The 16,223-nt window shown below is 65.0% G+C and carries 17 protein-coding genes; 6 read left to right on the top strand and 11 right to left on the bottom strand.

Annotation, left to right across the window (positions count from 1 at the left end; genetic code table 11):
* A partial coding sequence (locus RTN46_RS13555; protein WP_312182135.1) for a PIG-L family deacetylase occupies positions 1-422 on the bottom strand: 422 nt, incomplete at its 3' end.
* Positions 423-501: 79 nt separating this feature from the next.
* Between RTN46_RS13555 and RTN46_RS13550 the strand changes: the two genes are divergently transcribed.
* Positions 502-1,932 carry a lipase maturation factor family protein gene (locus tag RTN46_RS13550; RefSeq protein WP_312182133.1) on the top strand — a complete coding sequence of 477 codons (1,431 nt, stop codon included), beginning with the start codon at positions 502-504 and terminating at the stop codon, positions 1,930-1,932.
* Positions 1,933-2,092: 160 nt separating this feature from the next.
* Here the strand turns inward: RTN46_RS13550 and RTN46_RS13545 are convergent, their stop codons facing one another.
* The 3 genes from RTN46_RS13545 to RTN46_RS13535 all read right to left on the bottom strand — a co-directional run bounded on the left by RTN46_RS13545 (position 2,093) and on the right by RTN46_RS13535 (position 4,642).
* Positions 2,093-2,881 (bottom strand): winged helix-turn-helix domain-containing protein, encoded by a 789-nt coding sequence (locus RTN46_RS13545; RefSeq protein ID WP_312182131.1) that lies wholly within the window; start codon positions 2,879-2,881, stop codon positions 2,093-2,095.
* 96 nt (positions 2,882-2,977) lie between these two features.
* Positions 2,978-3,853 carry a lipoyl protein ligase domain-containing protein gene (locus RTN46_RS13540; protein WP_312182129.1) on the bottom strand — a complete coding sequence of 292 codons (876 nt, stop codon included), beginning with the start codon at positions 3,851-3,853 and terminating at the stop codon, positions 2,978-2,980.
* A 3-nt stretch (positions 3,854-3,856) separates the two neighbouring features.
* Entirely contained in the window at positions 3,857-4,642 is a 786-nt protein-coding gene (locus RTN46_RS13535; RefSeq protein ID WP_312182128.1) for a thioesterase family protein, read from the bottom strand.
* 218 nt (positions 4,643-4,860) lie between these two features.
* Between RTN46_RS13535 and RTN46_RS13530 the strand changes: the two genes are divergently transcribed.
* On the top strand, positions 4,861-5,829 hold the full coding sequence (locus tag RTN46_RS13530; protein WP_312182127.1) for an aldo/keto reductase: 969 nt from the start codon (positions 4,861-4,863) through the stop codon (positions 5,827-5,829).
* A 133-nt stretch (positions 5,830-5,962) separates the two neighbouring features.
* Here RTN46_RS13530 and RTN46_RS13525 read toward each other — a convergent pair whose 3' ends face one another.
* The 4 genes from RTN46_RS13525 to RTN46_RS13510 all read right to left on the bottom strand — a co-directional run bounded on the left by RTN46_RS13525 (position 5,963) and on the right by RTN46_RS13510 (position 8,700).
* Positions 5,963-6,673 carry an SOS response-associated peptidase gene (locus tag RTN46_RS13525; RefSeq protein WP_312182125.1) on the bottom strand — a complete coding sequence of 237 codons (711 nt, stop codon included), beginning with the start codon at positions 6,671-6,673 and terminating at the stop codon, positions 5,963-5,965.
* Positions 6,674-7,277: 604 nt separating this feature from the next.
* Positions 7,278-7,898 carry a TIGR00645 family protein gene (locus RTN46_RS13520; protein ID WP_312182124.1) on the bottom strand — a complete coding sequence of 207 codons (621 nt, stop codon included), beginning with the start codon at positions 7,896-7,898 and terminating at the stop codon, positions 7,278-7,280.
* A 159-nt stretch (positions 7,899-8,057) separates the two neighbouring features.
* On the bottom strand, positions 8,058-8,447 hold the full coding sequence (locus tag RTN46_RS13515; RefSeq protein ID WP_312182122.1) for a VOC family protein: 390 nt from the start codon (positions 8,445-8,447) through the stop codon (positions 8,058-8,060).
* Between the two features lie 103 nt (positions 8,448-8,550).
* The gene (locus tag RTN46_RS13510; RefSeq protein ID WP_312182121.1) at positions 8,551-8,700 is read right to left on the bottom strand and encodes a hypothetical protein; all 150 of its coding nucleotides are present in this window, start codon (positions 8,698-8,700) and stop codon (positions 8,551-8,553) included.
* Between the two features lie 173 nt (positions 8,701-8,873).
* Between RTN46_RS13510 and RTN46_RS13505 the strand changes: the two genes are divergently transcribed.
* The 4 genes from RTN46_RS13505 to RTN46_RS13490 all read left to right on the top strand — a co-directional run bounded on the left by RTN46_RS13505 (position 8,874) and on the right by RTN46_RS13490 (position 12,343).
* Positions 8,874-9,296 carry a translesion error-prone DNA polymerase V autoproteolytic subunit gene (locus RTN46_RS13505; RefSeq protein WP_312182120.1) on the top strand — a complete coding sequence of 141 codons (423 nt, stop codon included), beginning with the start codon at positions 8,874-8,876 and terminating at the stop codon, positions 9,294-9,296.
* Positions 9,289-10,647 (top strand): Y-family DNA polymerase, encoded by a 1,359-nt coding sequence (locus tag RTN46_RS13500; protein ID WP_396157768.1) that lies wholly within the window; start codon positions 9,289-9,291, stop codon positions 10,645-10,647. Before RTN46_RS13505 ends, RTN46_RS13500 begins: the two co-directional genes overlap by 8 nt.
* 153 nt (positions 10,648-10,800) lie before the next feature.
* Positions 10,801-11,772, top strand: a complete 972-nt coding sequence (locus RTN46_RS13495) for an alpha/beta hydrolase (RefSeq protein WP_312182118.1) — start codon at positions 10,801-10,803, stop codon at positions 11,770-11,772.
* A 52-nt stretch (positions 11,773-11,824) separates the two neighbouring features.
* The gene (locus RTN46_RS13490) at positions 11,825-12,343 is read left to right on the top strand and encodes a hypothetical protein (protein ID WP_312182117.1); all 519 of its coding nucleotides are present in this window, start codon (positions 11,825-11,827) and stop codon (positions 12,341-12,343) included.
* Between the two features lie 54 nt (positions 12,344-12,397).
* On the opposite strand, the gene RTN46_RS13485 is transcribed toward RTN46_RS13490, so the two are convergent.
* From RTN46_RS13485 to RTN46_RS13475, 3 genes are all read right to left on the bottom strand, one after another.
* Entirely contained in the window at positions 12,398-13,396 is a 999-nt protein-coding gene (locus RTN46_RS13485) for an aldo/keto reductase (protein ID WP_312182116.1), read from the bottom strand.
* A 183-nt stretch (positions 13,397-13,579) separates the two neighbouring features.
* Positions 13,580-15,166: a Na+/H+ antiporter gene (locus tag RTN46_RS13480; RefSeq protein WP_312182115.1), complete on the bottom strand. Its 1,587-nt coding sequence runs from the start codon at positions 15,164-15,166 to the stop codon at positions 13,580-13,582.
* 289 nt (positions 15,167-15,455) lie between these two features.
* The gene (locus tag RTN46_RS13475; protein WP_312182113.1) at positions 15,456-16,040 is read right to left on the bottom strand and encodes a GNAT family N-acetyltransferase; all 585 of its coding nucleotides are present in this window, start codon (positions 16,038-16,040) and stop codon (positions 15,456-15,458) included.
* Positions 16,041-16,223: the final 183 nt, after the last annotated feature.

The following is a 16,223-nucleotide window of genomic DNA, read 5'->3' as shown; positions in this document are numbered from 1 at the left end:
AACGCGGCGTCAGTGGCGGCACCCACGGCAATGTGGTCCGGGTGCCCGGTAAGCCCGTCGGGTCCGAAGGTGGCGACGACGTCGGGGCGTTCCTCCGCGAGGATGCCGCCGATCCGCTCCGTGAGTTCGGCCACGGGCACCCCACTGAGCTGCCCGTCGTCGTACTCCAGCCATTCGTGGCGGTCCGGCGGGCGGCCGTGCGCCGTCCACGCCGCGTCCATTTCCCGGCGACGGACTGTGCCGAGTGGCTCGTGCAGCGGCGGATAGGCCGGATCAACCTGCCCGGCGCCGCCGTCCGTGGCGTGGACGAGGATAAAGCGGAAACCGGGATCGTGTTCGTGCAGCGCCACTGTTCCGGCCAGCCCGTAGGCGTCATCATCGGGGTGGGCCACGACCAGGGCCAGGACGCATGGGGCGGACATTTCGGGCTCCTCCGCTTCGGCTGGGAAGTTTTGGCCACCGGTCCCAGTTTAGAAGCGTCGGCGCTACTGTGGTGGCCCCATGGAATATTTCAGTGCCGAGGGATATGAGCTGGCGCGTCAGGTGCTGCAGCGTGGCATCGCGGCGGTGTTCCTGATTGCGTTCCTGGCAGCTGCGGCCCAGTTCCCCGCGCTGCTCGGTGAGCGGGGCCTGCTGCCGGCACCGAAATACCTCAAACGCACGGCCGGACGGCGGATCCCCACGCTCTTCCGCCTGCACTATTCGGACCGGTTCCTCCGTGCCGTGGTGTGGACCGGCGCCGTGGCAGCGGCGCTGCTGGTGGTGGGCCTGCCGCAGCAGGGTCCGCCGTGGGTGCCGATGCTGGGTTTCGGTTTGATCTGGTTTCTTTACCTTTCGATCGTTAACGTGGGCCAGGTTTTCTACGGCTTTGGGTGGGAGTCCCTGCTGCTGGAGGCCGGATTTCTGGCTGCCTTCCTTGGGTCAAATGAAGTGGCTCCCCCGGTCACGGTGCTGTTCCTGTTCCGCTGGCTGGTGTTCCGGCTGGAGTTCGGCGCGGGATTGATCAAAATGCGCGGGGACCGGGTCTGGCGGGACCTGACCGCGCTCTACTACCACCATGAGACCCAGCCGATGCCCAACCCGGCCAGCTGGTTCTTTCACCATCTACCGAAACCGCTGCACAAGGCCGAGGTGCTTGGGAACCATTTCGCCCAGCTGGTGGTTCCGGTGTTCCTCTTTTTCCCGCAGCCGGTGGCCTCCATCGCCGCCGCCCTGGTGATCATCACGCAGCTGTGGCTGGTGCTTTCCGGAAACTTCGCCTGGCTCAACGTCCTGACCATCCTCGTGGCCTTCAGCGCGGTGGACGACGCCGCCGTCCGGGCTGTGCTCCCCTGGGCATCCTTTGAATCGGCGGAGCCCGCGGCGACCCCTGTGTGGTTCATCGCGGTGGTGCTGGTGATGACGCTGGCCATGCTCTACTGGGCCTGGGAGCCGCTGCGGAACCTGTTCAGCAAACAGCAGCTGATGAACGCGTCCTTTAACCGCTGGCATCTGTCCAACGCCTATGGGGCGTTCGGGAGCATCACCCGACGGCGGAACGAAGTGGTCATCGAAGGAACCATGGACGAGCCGGGGCCGGACGCCCGTTGGCAGGAGTACGGATTCCATGGCAAGCCCGGCGATCCGGGACGGTGGCCCCGCCAGTTCGCTCCGTACCATCTGCGGCTGGACTGGCTGATGTGGTTCCTAGCCCTGGGGGCTTCGGGCGGCAACTGGTTTCCGGTCCTGCTGCAGAAGCTGCTGGCGGCCGACCCGCAGACACTGAAACTGCTGCGGGAGGACCCGTTTGGCGGTGTGCCGCCGCACTGGATCCGCGCCCGGGTCTTCCGGTACAGGTTCTCAACGCCGGAGGAACTGCGCCAGAAGCACATCTGGTGGGTCCGGGAACCGGCCGGCGTCCTGGTGCATCCAGTGCAGCGCGGAAACGCGTGAGGATTTTTTCCCGGACGCTTTGTTTACCGGGGCATGGTTTACCGGGGCTTGGTTACCGGGACATGGTTTACCGGGGCTTGGTTTACCGGGGCTTGGTTTACCGGCTACTAGTTCAGCCGGCTCTTTGTTCCGCCCGGGCACTCAGACCCCGCCCGGGCGCTCAGACCCCGTCCGGCTTGGTGATCACGGTGTGCGTGGCGTGGTCGTACAGGAACGTCAGCGGACCTCCGGCATGCTGGAAACCATAGTTCGCGCCGTCAAAGTGGGCCCCAAACCCGTAGTTCTCGTCCCAGGAACCGTTCAAGGCGGCCTTGAACTCATAATCGCCGGCAGGAAGTTCGACGCCGAGTTTCCAGAGTTCGTCGCTGCGGTCAAAGCTCATCTGGACCGCTTCGTCCGCCGGTGACCAGTCGGCTCCGCCGAGCAGGGCACCAAAGTTGCCGGCAACGGCAACTGATCCCGGTTGGGGGAAGGAAGGTCCCTCGTAGTGGTCTTCGGAATGCGACCCGTGGGGCTGTCTTCCGGGACCGCCGACGGCCTGGTCGCGGAGTGCCTCTTCCAGGACTGCCTCGTTGCGGGTCTCGGCCGGCGTCACGGCCGCACTGGATTTCCTGGTTTCGGACAGGGCAGCCTGCATCTGCTCAACGTCGGGGAAATCGGCGAGGGCAGCCCGGCCCGCTCCGGTGATGCTCCAGCCGGCCCGGCCTTCCTTCAGGATCCAGCCGGCCTTGACCAGCTTGGTGCTGGCGGTGACCATCGCGCGCTCGCCGCGGGCCACCCCACTGGCCAGCAAATCAGCTTCCGTCCCTTCCAGCGGCACCCGTTCCAAGGCCTGCCGCAGCACGTCGGCACGGCCCGTTTTCCCCGGGTTCGACGGCTCCTGGGCGGCCAGGATTTCGAGGATGGCTTTCATCCGGCTGGCGGTGTTCTCAACGCTGTTTTTAGGCAAGGCGGGGTCCTCCTGATTGGTTTGCGCAGTCTGGGCTGCTGGGCTGGTTTTCGCGCCCGATGCTGATTGACGCGCCCGATACTGATTGGCCAGATGCTAATTGGCTTGTGCTGTGCTTGGAAGCAGCGGGTCCGTCCCGGCGAAGATTTCGAGCAGGCGGTCCGGCGCCCCTTGACGCAGCTGGGCGTACCTGCGATACCCGGCCAACAGCGCCGCTTCGGCGTCGTCCACCGTGAGCCCCGGCAACAGGTCCTCCGCTGCTCCCGCTGTCGCGGGGTCCCAGTCCAGGCCCAGGGCCGCGTATACAGAGGTGAGCACCCGGCGCAGCGGTTCAGCGTCCTGGACCACCACCACCGAGGAAAACAGCCATGCTCCGGAAACCACGCGCTGCGCGGTACCCACCAGTTTGATGGGCTTGATCCCGAGGCTAGCTCCAGCGCTGTCTCCAACACCGGGTCCGGCACTATCTCTAGCTCCAGCACCAGTCCCGTCGCTGTTCCCGAGGCTAGTTCCAGCACCTGCTCCCCCATGCACGGAGTACTCCCCGGGGCAGTACTCCCCCGGGATCTCTCCCACTCCGGCCGGGACCCCGGCGTCCTGCAGCGCACCGGCCAGCAGCTCGGCGAAACCGGCAAAGCGGGCCAGGGAACGGGCAACGGCGTTGGGCTCGGGTTCGATGTGGTCCAGAATCAGGCAGCCCCCATGGTAGGCCGCAGCCCGTCCGCCGGCCTTGCGGACCAGCGGCTCGAAACCTTGCTCGCGGCACGCAGCGGCAGCGGCCGGGAAACCCGGCAGGCGGGCGTCACGCTGGCCAAAGGCAACCGTGGGCCGCGGGCGGTAAATCCGCAGGGCAGGGCCAAAGTTCCCGCTCCGGGCCGCCGACAGCAAGGCGAGCGCGCATTCGAGGTCCGCTTCGGCCCCGAAGGATTCGCGCTGGCGGTAAACGTCGAGCACCCGGCCGGGTGCGTCCACCGGCTAGCCCCTGCCCAGCGGACGCACGGTCAGGATCTGTTCGCTGCGTCCGAAGGGTCCGGTCGCATCATGCAGCACCGAGGACGTCAGGCCGATACCGTCAGTGCCGAACGTAACGCGGGTATCCAAGCCGAGCCAGCGTCCTGCCGGCTGCCGGTACAGGTGCATCTGGAGGTCCACGTTGGGGAACATCCAGCTCTCCCCTCCCGGCGGTACCCGCGCGGCGATCCCGTTGGCGGCGTCCACGAGTCCCAGCAGGCTGACCAGATCCGGGGTGGGCCCGCCGTCGACCATCTCGAAGGGCGACCGCACCCAGACCTGGCCGCGGCCCGGACGCAGGCCGGGCACCGCACGGAATTCCAGCGTGTTGATGAAGTTCCCGGGCCACGCAGTCATTCCGTTGTAGCCGGTTGCTTCCTGGGGTCCGGGCATCGCATCGTCCTCAAGCGCGGCCACTTCGGCGGAATCACCGAGGGCCAGGCGCCAGGCAGTCGCCCGGATAGCGGTCCGGCCGCCGGCTATAAGCTCGGCCTCGAGCAGTTCGATCGTGCGGCCCGGGCGGATTACTTTGGTCCTCACATCGAAGATGCCTTGTGGAATGATTCCCAGGATTTCGAAGCTGACCCGTGCCAGGCGCATGTCCGGGCGGGGATCCGCCTGTTCCAGGCAATGGACCAGCAGACCTGCTGCCGGGGCCATGTGCTGTTCGTGGTCGTTCCAGGCTCCCTGCGTGTGGATCGTAGACTCGAACGTTCCCTCACCCAGCGAGCGGTAATACGATTCCGACACAAATCCTCCTGGCAGGTCCTCAAAGATGCGCTCTCAGGCTACAGGAGCCGGTCCGGCCGCGGCACGTCAGGGGCGGCCCCGGTCGGTTTGTGCGCAGCCCTTCCTAGCCTCCCGGACCGGCGGCAGAATGGGGCGGGCAGCCTGACCATGCAGGGCAGATTCCCCGGGCTGCGCCCCGTCCCCTCCTTTTGGCTTGATCGAGAAGAAATCGAGGAAGCATGAAGTACACGCATCTGGGCCGGTCCGGTGTGCAGGTTTCCCGCCTGTGCCTGGGCACCATGAACTTCGGGCCGAAAACCCCCGAGGAGGACGCCCACACAATCATGGACGCCGCCCGGGAAGCCGGGATCAACTTCTTCGATACGGCCAATGTCTACGGCTGGGAAAACAAGGGCTTGACGGAGGAGATCGTCGGCCGCTGGTTCGCCAAGGGCGGTGGCCGGCGCGAGGATACCGTGATCGCCACCAAACTTTATGGCTCCATGGGGCCCGGCCCGAACGATACCTTCCTTTCCGCACTGAACATCCGCCAGGCCCTGGATGCCAGCCTGAAGCGGCTACAAACCGACCACATCGACCTCTACCAGTTCCACCACGTGGACCGGAACACACCGTGGGACGAGATCTGGCAGGCCATGGAAACCGCCGTCGCCCAGGGGAAAGTCATTTACAACGGCAGCAGCAACTTCGCCGGCTGGCACATCGCCGAGGCCCAGGAGACCGCCCGGCGGCGGCGCTTCAACGGGTTGATCAGCGAACAGTCCATTTACAACCTGCTCACCCGCGCCGTGGAACTGGAAGTCATTCCCGCCGCGCAGAAGTATGGATTGGGGCTCATCCCCTGGTCCCCGCTGCAGGGAGGGCTACTCGGCGGCGTCCTGAAAGCCCAGAACGACGGCGGCAGGCGGGCCGAGGGACGGGTACAGGACATGCTGGCCAAGCACCGGAACCAGATCCAGGCCTATGAGGATCTGGCCGGGGACCTGCAGATCGAACCCGGCATCCTGGCGCTCGCCTGGCTGCTGCACCAGCCAGCCGTCAGCGCTCCGATTGTTGGGCCGAGGACGTCGGGCCAGCTGGATGACGCGCTCGCAGCCCTCGACGTCGAACTCGATGAGGACACGCTGGCGAAGCTGGATGCGATCTTCCCCGGCCACCGCCCGGCGCCGGAGGATTACGCCTGGTAGGCCGCGAATCCCGCCGGCGGTGCGTGGATCTCTCCAGAAGCGTCTTGGTGACCAGCTGCGGTCAGGTGACCAGCTGCGGTCAGGTGACCAGCTGCGGTCAGGTGCCCAGCCGCGTTTAGGTGACCAGCGGCGGTTAGGTGCCCAGCTGCGCAGGCTCAATCAGCTGTGGACCGTTGTTGCGGACTGAGTTGACCTCGCTGGAGACCACCCGCGGGCTAAGCACCGGTTCAGGAATCGCGTCGAGCAGGCGGGCTATGGCCTCCGCGTCCGTGAGCGTCGGGTCCAACCATTGGGCGTACATGTCCGTCGGCACCACCAGCGGGGTGCGGTCGTGGATGTGCCCGAGTTCGTCGGCGGCTTGCGTGGTGATTATGGTGACGCTGAGCAGCCACTTGTGCTCATGATCTTCGGGCAGGTTCGGATCCGGCCAGAATTCATACAGTCCGGCGAACGCGATGGGGTTCGGGACCGTGGGATGCAGGTAAGTCGGGATCTTCCCGTCCTCCGTTTTCTCCCACTCGTAGTAGCCGTCTGCGGGAACCAGCGCCCGCCGTTTGACCGCGGCCTTCCGAAACGCCGGTTTTTCCAGGATCGTTTCTCGCCGGGCGTTGATCATCCTGGAACCGATTTTCGGATCCTTGGCCCACACCGGGACCAGCCCCCACTTGGCCGTCGCCAGGCGGCGCACGGTTCCGTCCGCTCCGCGGCGCTCAGTGATGATGCGCACGTCATCGGTGGGTGCCACATTCCAGGATGGCTCTACGTCCTCCCCCACCACTTGCTCGGCCCCGAAGGCTGAAACCAGGTCCGACGTCGCCCGGGCCATCACGTATCGTCCGCACATGCGGTTTATTGTGCCCCAGCGCAAGGCAGCTGCCCAGCGGTTGCCGGCACCTGGAGGCTGGCACCCAGGGGCTGCCGGCACCTGGAGGCAGGCGCCCAGGGGTTGCCAGCGTCTGGAGGCGTGCGCCCAGCGGTTGCCGGCACCTGGAGGCAGCCGGCACCTGGAGGCTGGCACCCAGGGGCTGGCTGCCGACCGCCAGGGGGCTGACCGGCCCTACCCGCGCCGTCGACCTTTATTCGAACGTATGTTCTACTTAAGGAATGGATCACGAGGCGGCGCAGCGGCTGGCTTCCCGTTATGCCAGGCGCGCCGAACCCTTCGGACTAACCCCCGAAGAGCTTGATTTTGACCACTTCCCCGTGACGACTTCCATGCCCGGAATTCCTATCTGGGCATGGATCCGCTTCCCTGGCTGCGCCGAGCTTGTAAAAGGCGAAACCTGCACCTGGTCTGCGAAAGCAGTGCAGGTACTTTGGGAAGATGCCGGCCTGCGGCGCTCCACCTGGGTGTGGGCCTCGGCAGTTTCCCGGCGTCCCACGGAGGGCAGGCAGAGCACCCCCAGGACCCCGCCCGGGAAGGGTGAAGAATTTTGACGTTCCAGCCCTCAGGCGTGGCGGGCTTCGGCCGCCTCGTGGGAAGCAATGCTGAGCTTGTCGATCCAGGCCAGGGCCATGGCCGAGGCAATGAAGGCGATGTGGATGACGGTCTGCCAGAGCAGGACATCCCCCGCATGGACGCCAAGCTCTGGATCCTCGAAATAGGTGCGCGCTTCCACGAAGGACTTCAGCAGGTGCACCGAGGAAATCCCGATGATGGCCATGGCCAGCTTGACCTTGAGGATGTTCGCGTTGACTTGGGAGAGCCACTCGGGCTGGTCGGGGTGCCCATCTACTGACAGGCGGGAGACGAAGGTCTCATAACCGCCAATAATGACCATGATGATCAGGTTCGCCACCATCACCACGTCCACCAGGCCCAGGACCATCAGCATCATCTCCGCCTCATTCAGAGTGGTGATGTGCGTGGCAAGGTGCCACAGCTCCTGCATAAAAGTCACCACGTAGAGCATCTGCGCCACGATCAGACCGAGGTACAGCGGCGCCTGTAGCCAGCGGCTGGCAAACATTACGGCACCCAGGTAGCCGCGGGCGCGGATGCCGGGACCAACCGGCGCGGGCATTCCTGCCACAACCTCGGGCCGGATCTTTTCATGCAGGACGGACAACGAATCTCCTCAGTTTTATTCCCCGGAGGGACTGTCGGCCCTTGTGGGAGCAGCGTCACCAACGAATGCCGTGGGCTGGGTCACATTACGGCGCAGTCGTAATCCCGTGGGGCCGTCCTGCAAAGGAGATCCCCGAGTGAGGAGGGTGCGTCAGGTGCGTCAGGAGTTCATGGCGGCGATCTGCAGCAGGTTGCCGCAGGTGTCGGAGAAGACCGCCGTCGTCACCGGTCCCATCTGGGTGGGCGGCTGCGTAAATTCGACACCGAGCGCAAGGAGTCGTTCATACTCCGCCTGCACATCCTCGACGGCGAAGGAATTGAACGGGATGCCATCGCTGACCAGCGCTTCCTTAAAGGGCTGCACGGCCGGATGTCCGCTCGGCTCGAGCAGCAGTTCGACGCCACCGGCCTCACCGGGGTTCCCAACGGTCAGCCAGCGGGCGCCGCCTGCTGGCTCATCGGCGCGCTTTTCGAAGCCGAGGACGCGGGTGTAGAAGTCCAGCGCCTTTGCCTGGTCGTCAACGAAAATGCTGGTCAGGGTAATTCTCATGACTGCTCCCTTTCGGCTGCCGCTGGTGCGGGGCAATGTTCAAGACCGCTGGTGCGGGGCACTGTTCAAGACCGCTGTTGCGGCTCGACCAGGCGCCATCCCGCTAGGACTGTACGTGGATGCGCCGGTGCCGGTGCTCCAGAAGCAGCCTGGCCCCATTGAGGATCAGCGTCTCCACTGGAACATCCTGCTCCACAGCCAGCTCTTCCAGCTCCCGACCGAGTTTCGGCGGAATATACACCTCGACATTCATGGGTTTAACGGTATCGCTGACTGAGGCCCTCCGATGACCACTGAGGCCGGGTCACAACAGTCCAGCGAGACTTCTGCCAGTGCAGCCACTCAGCCGGCATTGCACCGGAGGTCAGCGGGGCCGCCCGATGCTATTCTTGGGGAATCGAAAGTATGTTCTAAGGAGGGGTGCGGATGCCTGTTTTTTCGGGGAATACTCCGGGGACCTCATCCCGCTCGCAGGCATTGTCCGACGCCGATGCTGCCTCAGGTTTCCCCAGCCCCTCCCGCGATTATTTCGACGGCCGGATCGACCTCAACCGGCACCTGATCCGGGACATCACTTCGACCTACATCGTGCGGGTCTCCGGGGACTCCATGAACGGAACCGGGATCAGTGACGGTGATGAACTCATTGTTGACCGTTCGCTCACGCCGCGGGACGGATCCGTCGTCGTCGCCGTCCTGAACGGCGAGCTGACGGTCCGCCGGCTCCGGCTCACCGGCCGCGGTATCGTCCTGACCGCGGAGAATCCTGAATATGAGGACATTGCCGTGCCCGATCCGGCGGAACTCTCTGTCTGGGGCGTTGTGACCCGCTGCCTGCATCATGTCTGAGGCCAGTCACCAGGACGCTTTACAGCCCGGGCCAACCCCCGGCGCTCCCCCGGCAGCGACACAGTCCGGACGGCTGCAGCGGATCGCACTGGTGGACGTCAATAGTTTCTATGTTTCCTGCGAGCGCGCGTTCGATCCCCGGCTCGAAGGGGTGCCCGTCGTGGTGCTGTCCAACAACGACGGCTGCGTGGTGGCCCGCTCGGATGAAGCGAAGGCCCTGGGCATCAAAACCGGTGAACCGTGGTTCAAACTGGCCGACGCCGCACCCCGCCTCGGCTTGATCCAGCGCTCCAGCAACTACGAGCTCTACGGCGACCTGAGCTCACGCGTCATGGAGCTGCTGGGACGGTACGCCCTCTGGCAGGAGGTCTACTCGATCGACGAGTCTTTCCTGGGCTTGTCCGGAACCGCCGCCGAACTGGACACCCAAGGCGCGGACATCCGTGCCGCCGTCGCCCGCCACACCGGCCTGCCGGTCTGTGTGGGCATTGGAACCACCAAAACGCTGGCCAAGTTCGCCAACCGGATCGCCAAGCAGAATAAGCACCTGGGCGGAGTCTGCAACCTGGACACCATGGATCCGGCAGCGGTGGAGACGATCATGTCCCGGGTTCCAGTCACGGGGCTCTGGGGCGTGGGGGCCAAGCTGGGCAAGCGTCTCGAAGCGATGGGCATCCGCAGCGTCGCCGATCTCCGTGCGGCTGACCCGGCACTGATCCGCAGCCGCTTTTCCGTGACCCTGCAGCGCACTGTCCTGGAGCTGAACGGCACGTCCTGCCTGCCGCTGGAGGAGGAGCGTGCCGATCGGCAGCAGCTGATCTTCTCCCGCAGCTTTTCGGTACCGGTGACGACGGCGGCGGAAATGCGGCAGGTGATGAGCATCTACGCCCAGCAGGCTGCCGCCCGCTTGGAACGGGAAGGGCAGCAAGCCCGGGTGCTTACCGCCTACGCGGGCACCTCGCACTTCAGCCAGAAGGCGGCGTCGTTCCCGTCAGTCACGGTGCGGCTGCAGAACCCGACGTCGGACCCTGTGGTGCTGACCCGGGCCGCCGTCGGCGCCCTGGAGGACCACATCGTGGAAGGCGTCCCCTACACCAAGGCCGGGGTCATGCTTAGCGGATTGTCCGACGCCGGCGCGCAGCCCGTGTTCGACGCGTTCGTCTCCGCTCAGGAACACCGGCACATCGGTGAACTCCTGGGCAAGGTGACGGACAAGTACGGTGCGGCCAGCATCGGCCTCGGACTGGCAGGACTGGCCAGCGCCCGCCCCGACTGGACCATGTCCCGGAATTTCTCGTCTCCGCGCTACACCACGGAGTGGGATGAATTGCCGGTGGTAAAGGCCTGCTAGAAGGCAGCCTCAGCCTTGTCCACATGGGCAGTTGTGCCCATGGACGTAGCCCGGGCGGTTCTCTAGGGTCGACCGCATGGGGGATAACCGATGGGACATCCAGGTCCAAGGCGCACGGTCTTTGCTGCACGACTGCGCGGAACTGATAAATGAGTGCGAACCCACAAAGGATGCGGCTCAGAAGGCCTTAAACGCCCTGGAAACGGCGCTCGCGTCCTGTCCGGAAGTCGCCGCATCACCGCCTACTCCTATGGCACCACAACGGCCGCCTTCGCAGTCAGCCAAACGGTCCACACCGTGGACACCGTGGTGTTTTTGGGCTCCGCAGGAATCGACCCTGAAGCCGCGAAGACGGCTGCCGACCTGAACGCCCGGGAGGTCTACGCCACGCAGGGCAAGGCAGACGTCATCGCGCCCGGCGGGATACTCGGATCGCGTTTCGGCGATCCCCGGCTGAGCCCAACCGCCGAGTCATGGGGATCCCGTGTCTTCAGTGCCGAAGAGCAGCACTTGGGGGGCGAAGTCCGCAGCGCCAACGGCGGGCACTCGCTCGAAGGATCCGCGGAGGGTGCCAACCTTACGGAAACCGAGCTGGGCCGCGGGTATCTGGACGACCGGACGGCGAGTCTTTGGCAGATCGCCGCGGCGAGCACCGGCAACGGAGACCTGCTTACCCTTTCTGATCAATCGCTCACCGATGAACAGATTGAAAAAGCCAAGGATCGTGCCGCAGGAATCTACTATGCTCCGGGCCGGGCCGTGGACGCCGCACAGCTTGCGGGGGCAGCCGCCGTAGACACGGTCCAGGCCGGCCATGACGCAGCAGACGATTCCCTGCAGGGCGCTGCTGCTCTCGCAGTGGACGTGCTGCAGGAACACTATCTGCCGAATTTCGGACCCTCCGAACATCCGCTTGATCCCTTCGTCGACGGCATTCAGCGCGAGGTGGAGGCCGGGATCGACCGAGGGCAGCAACATTTCAACGACCTCGTTGACGCTTCACAGACTATCTTTGACTCAGCTATAGATACCGACCAGAAAGCAGCAGATGACTACTTCAAGAGGCACTGGCGCATGCTGGAGTTCACGGCGGGGAAGCTGGTTAGGTATTTCGGCACTGACTAGCGCGGGGCTGGCCGTCCTGTTGACCCTTTCCTCTTGTGCCCAAGGAGATCCGATGAACTCTTCCACCGCTGATGCAGCCACCGGTAGCGCTTCCGAAACCGCAGATCCTTCCGGGCACGGCCCAAGCCGCGCGGCCGCCGTGATTTACGACGACGTCATAGCGATGGCAGCGGGCGCCACGGATGCGTCCGGAACCGGGGGGTGGACGTATGAAGACGGGTCCGCCTGGGATCCGACTGCTCCCGACATCGTGTTCACCCCCAGTTCCTGCCCCGGCGCCTCAAAGCAGCTGTTCATGCAGTTTGAACTCCTGGGCCCGGCACCTGCCAACCCTTTGGCGGCCCGCCAGCAGATGCAGGCGTATCTGGAGGAGCAGGGCTTCCGGATCACCCGGTCGATTGATCCCCCGGAAAACAGCAAACCCAAGCGGACCTTTGTCGTCAGCGCCGAACGGCCGGACGGCGCCTCAATCAATTACGGTGCCAACGATTCCGAGCAGCTCCTGGGCCTGAGAAGCGAGTGCTCAGACCATCCCTCACTCGCAGGCGAGGTCGGCGCGGAAACCCGGTAGCCGGAGCAGGCTGGCCGGCATGGGCCACACGCCATCCCGCACTATCCGCTGGATTTACTCCGCAGACTTGTCGATGAGCTTCTCCAGCGCTTCCGGGTAACGCTCCCCCTCGATCGGGATCCGGCCGGCGGCGTCGTTGATCTCCTGCAGGTCGGTGTCGGTGAGCTGAATACTGGTGGCGTCGAGGTTCTCCTCCAGGCGCTCAAGTTTCCTGGTCCCGGGGATCGGAACAATCCATGGCTTTTGGGCGAGCAGCCAGGCGAGCGCCAGCTGTGCGGGGGTGGCTTCCACGCGGGTCCCGATGCGTTCCAACAGGTCGACCACGGCTTGGTTCGCTTCGCGGGCTTCCTGGGCGAACCGCGGGATGGTGTTGCGGATATCGCCGTCTGTGAAAGCGGTCGAGGCATTGATCCGTCCGGTGAGGAATCCCTTTCCCAGCGGGCTGAACGGGACAAACCCGATGCCGAGCTCCTCCACGGTCGGCAGGATCTCTGTCTCGGGCTGCCTCCACCACAGCGAATACTCGCTTTGGACCGCGGTCACCGGCAGCACAGCGTTGGCTGCCCGGATGGTTTTGGCCGAGGCTTCGGAGAGGCCGAAGTGCTTCACCTTGCCTTCGGTGATCAGGTCTTTTACGGTGCCGGCAACGTCTTCAATGGGTACCTTCGGATCGACCCGATGCTGGTAGTAGAGGTCGATTGCGTCCACACCGAGGCGGCGCAGTGATCCTTCGGCGGCAGCTCGGATGTGCTTTGGATGACTGTTCAGCCCAGTCTGGTGACCGTCGTCGTCGAACCCGAATCCGAACTTCGTGGCAATCACCACCTGATCCCGATAGGGAGCCAGCGCCTCGCCGACCAGGGTCTCGTTGGTGAACGGGCCATAGACCTCGGCGGTGTCAAAGAGGGTCACGCCACGGTCCACGGCAGTCCGGAGCAAGGTGACCGCATCCTCCTTCGTCCCGGCCGGTCCATAGCTTTGGCTGAAGCCCATGCAACCGAGGCCAAGCTCGGAAACCTTCAGCCCCGCCACACCCAAATCACGTGTACGCATCCGTTTTCTCCCATCGCTGAGGCTGGCGCACCACACCAAACGCGGTACGACGCCGGTCTGCCGACCTGGTGTGGGCTATGTGGCGGCCCATCGCCGTGTATCCCATCCCACCCTGAAGGCGGGCGGGCTGCCAGTCAACCGTTCGTGCATGGGCGGTCTGCTGCCCGCCGTGCTCAGCCAGGATCACTCGCCGTAGTCGGGCCTGGTCAGGCGAAGTTCCTCGACGTCGAGGTGGGCCTCGAGGAGGCGCAGCACCCTGTCGTCGATGGTCCGCTCGTCCCGTAGCTGCAGGATCACCGTACGCTTGCGCACCAGCAGTGCCAGCCGGAGCGCCTGGTCCTGCGTACGGCGCTGCAGGATCGGTTTCTCCTCCGTCCCGCCCTCCTCTGCCCTCAGCACCCGCAGGTGATGCCGGTATTCCCGGACGATCCGGTTCGCGATCTCCTCGTCCGTACCCAATTGGGCTGCCAGTCGTGGAATGGCGAGCAGTCCATCCTCGGTGGCACGGACTTCCGCAAGTTTCCGTTCGTGTTCCAGTGCTGTGTCCTGCGGAAGACGGGCCCAGCGGGCTATCAGCGGGAGGAGGGGGCCCTGCAGCGTCAGGGTTACGACGATCACGCCTGCGGTCACAAAGATGATGAACCCGCGATTGGGAAAGGGGGTGCCTGCCATGGTGAGCACCGGCACGCCCAGGGCCGCAGCGAGGGAGACAGCACCACGAAATCCCGCGATCCCGCTAACGGCCCAGGAACGGTTGCTGATTTGCTGGAGTTTTCGGGACGGCCCCCGGCTCCGGAGGGGGAAGCGATAACTGGTGACGAGCAGGAAAGCGAACCGAATCGCGAGGATCGTGGCGGAAACAACCGCGACACCCAGCAGTCCAAATGCGAAGTCCCCTCCGCTGTGGAACCGTACGACGGCGTGCAGCTCAATTCCAATGAGTGCGAACAGTGCTCCGTTGAGCAGGAACGTCGAGAAGGACCAGAAAGCCCGGGACTGCCTCCGCGCCAGCGCAGAGACCACCCGCGGCGCCGCCTGACTCATGATCAGGCCGCAGACCACAACGGCCAGCACTCCCGATCCGCCGATCTCTTCCGCGAGCAGGAACGCAGTGAAGGGGGTCAGGAAGGTGGTGACGTTGTTCAAAAGCGGATCGGTGACACGCCGCCGCAGCTTGATCCCGAGCCAGGCCACGAGCAGTCCCGCGGCGATTCCTCCCGTGTAGGACAGCAGCAGGAGCCCGGACACGGATAGCGGCGTGTAGTCACCGTCTCCGGCAACGATACCCACGGCCACGGCATACACAACGAGCGCCGTTCCGTCATTGATCAGGCTCTCGGCACGCAGCAGGGTCACGGTGTGGTGCGGCAGCATTCTCGCCAGGGCCGCGACGGCGGTCGCATCGGTAGGCGCGACGGCGGCACCCAGGACCCAGGCAGGACCCCACGGTATTCCCAATGCGTGGGCAGCGGCAGCGGCACCAGCTGCAGTCAGCACAACGAGAACGGTGCTTAGGAGGATGATTCGTGCCCGGTGGATCCGTATTTCACGAAGCGATGTTGTCAGGCTTTCCCAATACAGGAGCGCCGGCAGGAAGATCAGCAGCACCACTTGGGAAGGCAGTTCGACTTCCCGGAAGGCGGGAACGAAACCGAGCAGGACACCGCAGCCAAGCAGGAGCAGGGGTGCTCCAATCCGAACATGTGGAGCGGCAAGGAAGCTGACGAGGACTGCGATCCCCAGTGCCACAACGAGTTCCAGACCGAGCACGGGCGACCTCCCGTTGTTTCGTCCGACCGGACTTCACCTGTTTCACCTGAAGGTGTGTCAATCCGGTCTGGCTTTAGTCCGGCGCTGTTTCAGCCGGGCGTTGTTTCAATCCGGCGCTGTTTCAGTCTCGCAAGCAGAGGCCGGTGCGTCGAGCGCCACGGGTTTCTACTGCGCCGGGCCCTGCCTTCTGCTGCGCCGTGCGCCACGGGTTTCTGCTGCGTTGTGTCAGGACGCCCGCTGCGCCCGGCAGCGGGGGGGGGGGGGGGGGGGGCTGCTGTGTCCGGTACGGCTATGCAGCGGGCCCAGGGAGCACTTCACGGATCATGGACCAAACGAATGGTCCGCCGTCGGGCATCTCGGTTACGGCCCAGACACGGAAGCCATGCCTCCCGTAGAACGCGACGTTCCGTTCCGATGAGGTTTCGAGGGCGATGCTGCGTCCTTGTCTATCCGCGTCCTGAAGCACGGCGTCCATAAGGGCCGTGCCGGCCCCATTGCCCTGCGTGTCGGGTGCAACCCCGAGGGCCGCCAGTGTCCAGGTGCCCACGGGAGGCTGGGGCAGGCGGATCTGGAGCCGTTGACCTGCTGTTCCGTGCAACGCGGAGAGTTTTTCCTGGAGTCCGGGGAGCATCTCGATGGGGCCGGGCTGCACGAGGACGGCAACGCATTTGAACTGGTCGTCGACCCATACTTCACCGTATGGGAGTCCGATGTGTTCAAGGTACAGGCGCTGGATGGCGGCGACGCGTGCCTCGTGGCGCTCGCCGTCCACGGTCCAGCGGGTCCAGGCATAGTTTTTGAAGGCTTCCGCCAGCGTCGCCGCGATGGCGGTAATTTCGGCAGGTGATGCCTGTGCCAGCCGATGAATTGCCATGGAACTCCTTAGCTTCGAGGTCGGGAGCCAAGAACCTGCCCCTGGCGAGCCTGCCAGCTGCGCCGGCCCCGATCAACCTGATCGCCGGGGCTGTACAGGGCCGGCTACCGGCGGGGGGCGGGGCTTGCCGCGGGGGCCTGGCTCGCGGAGGGCCAGGCTACCGGCGGGCGGGGGCTAGCGGCG

The sequence above is a fragment of the Arthrobacter sp. genome (genome assembly GCF_031988865.1).
Lineage (GTDB): Bacteria > Actinomycetota > Actinomycetes > Actinomycetales > Micrococcaceae > Arthrobacter_B.
The sequence above is the reverse complement of the archived record's forward strand: the minus strand, read 5'-3'. Positions and strand labels throughout refer to the sequence as shown.

Bases quoted from the DNA above. Each gene is read 5' to 3' on its own strand.
- RTN46_RS13550 (WP_312182133.1), top strand. From the start codon at position 502: ATGGAATATTTCAGTGCCGAGGGATATGAGCTGGCGCGTCAGGTGCTG.
- RTN46_RS13530 (WP_312182127.1), top strand. From the start codon at position 4,861: ATGAAGTACACGCATCTGGGCCGGTCCGGTGTGCAGGTTTCCCGCCTG.
- RTN46_RS13525 (WP_312182125.1), bottom strand. From the start codon at position 6,673: ATGTGCGGACGATACGTGATGGCCCGGGCGACGTCGGACCTGGTTTCA.
- RTN46_RS13515 (WP_312182122.1), bottom strand. From the start codon at position 8,447: ATGAGAATTACCCTGACCAGCATTTTCGTTGACGACCAGGCAAAGGCG.
- RTN46_RS13510 (WP_312182121.1), bottom strand. From the start codon at position 8,700: ATGAATGTCGAGGTGTATATTCCGCCGAAACTCGGTCGGGAGCTGGAA.
- RTN46_RS13505 (WP_312182120.1), top strand. From the start codon at position 8,874: ATGCCTGTTTTTTCGGGGAATACTCCGGGGACCTCATCCCGCTCGCAG.
- RTN46_RS13500 (WP_396157768.1), top strand. From the start codon at position 9,289: ATGTCTGAGGCCAGTCACCAGGACGCTTTACAGCCCGGGCCAACCCCC.
- RTN46_RS13490 (WP_312182117.1), top strand. From the start codon at position 11,825: ATGAACTCTTCCACCGCTGATGCAGCCACCGGTAGCGCTTCCGAAACC.
- RTN46_RS13485 (WP_312182116.1), bottom strand. From the start codon at position 13,396: ATGCGTACACGTGATTTGGGTGTGGCGGGGCTGAAGGTTTCCGAGCTT.
- RTN46_RS13475 (WP_312182113.1), bottom strand. From the start codon at position 16,040: ATGGCAATTCATCGGCTGGCACAGGCATCACCTGCCGAAATTACCGCC.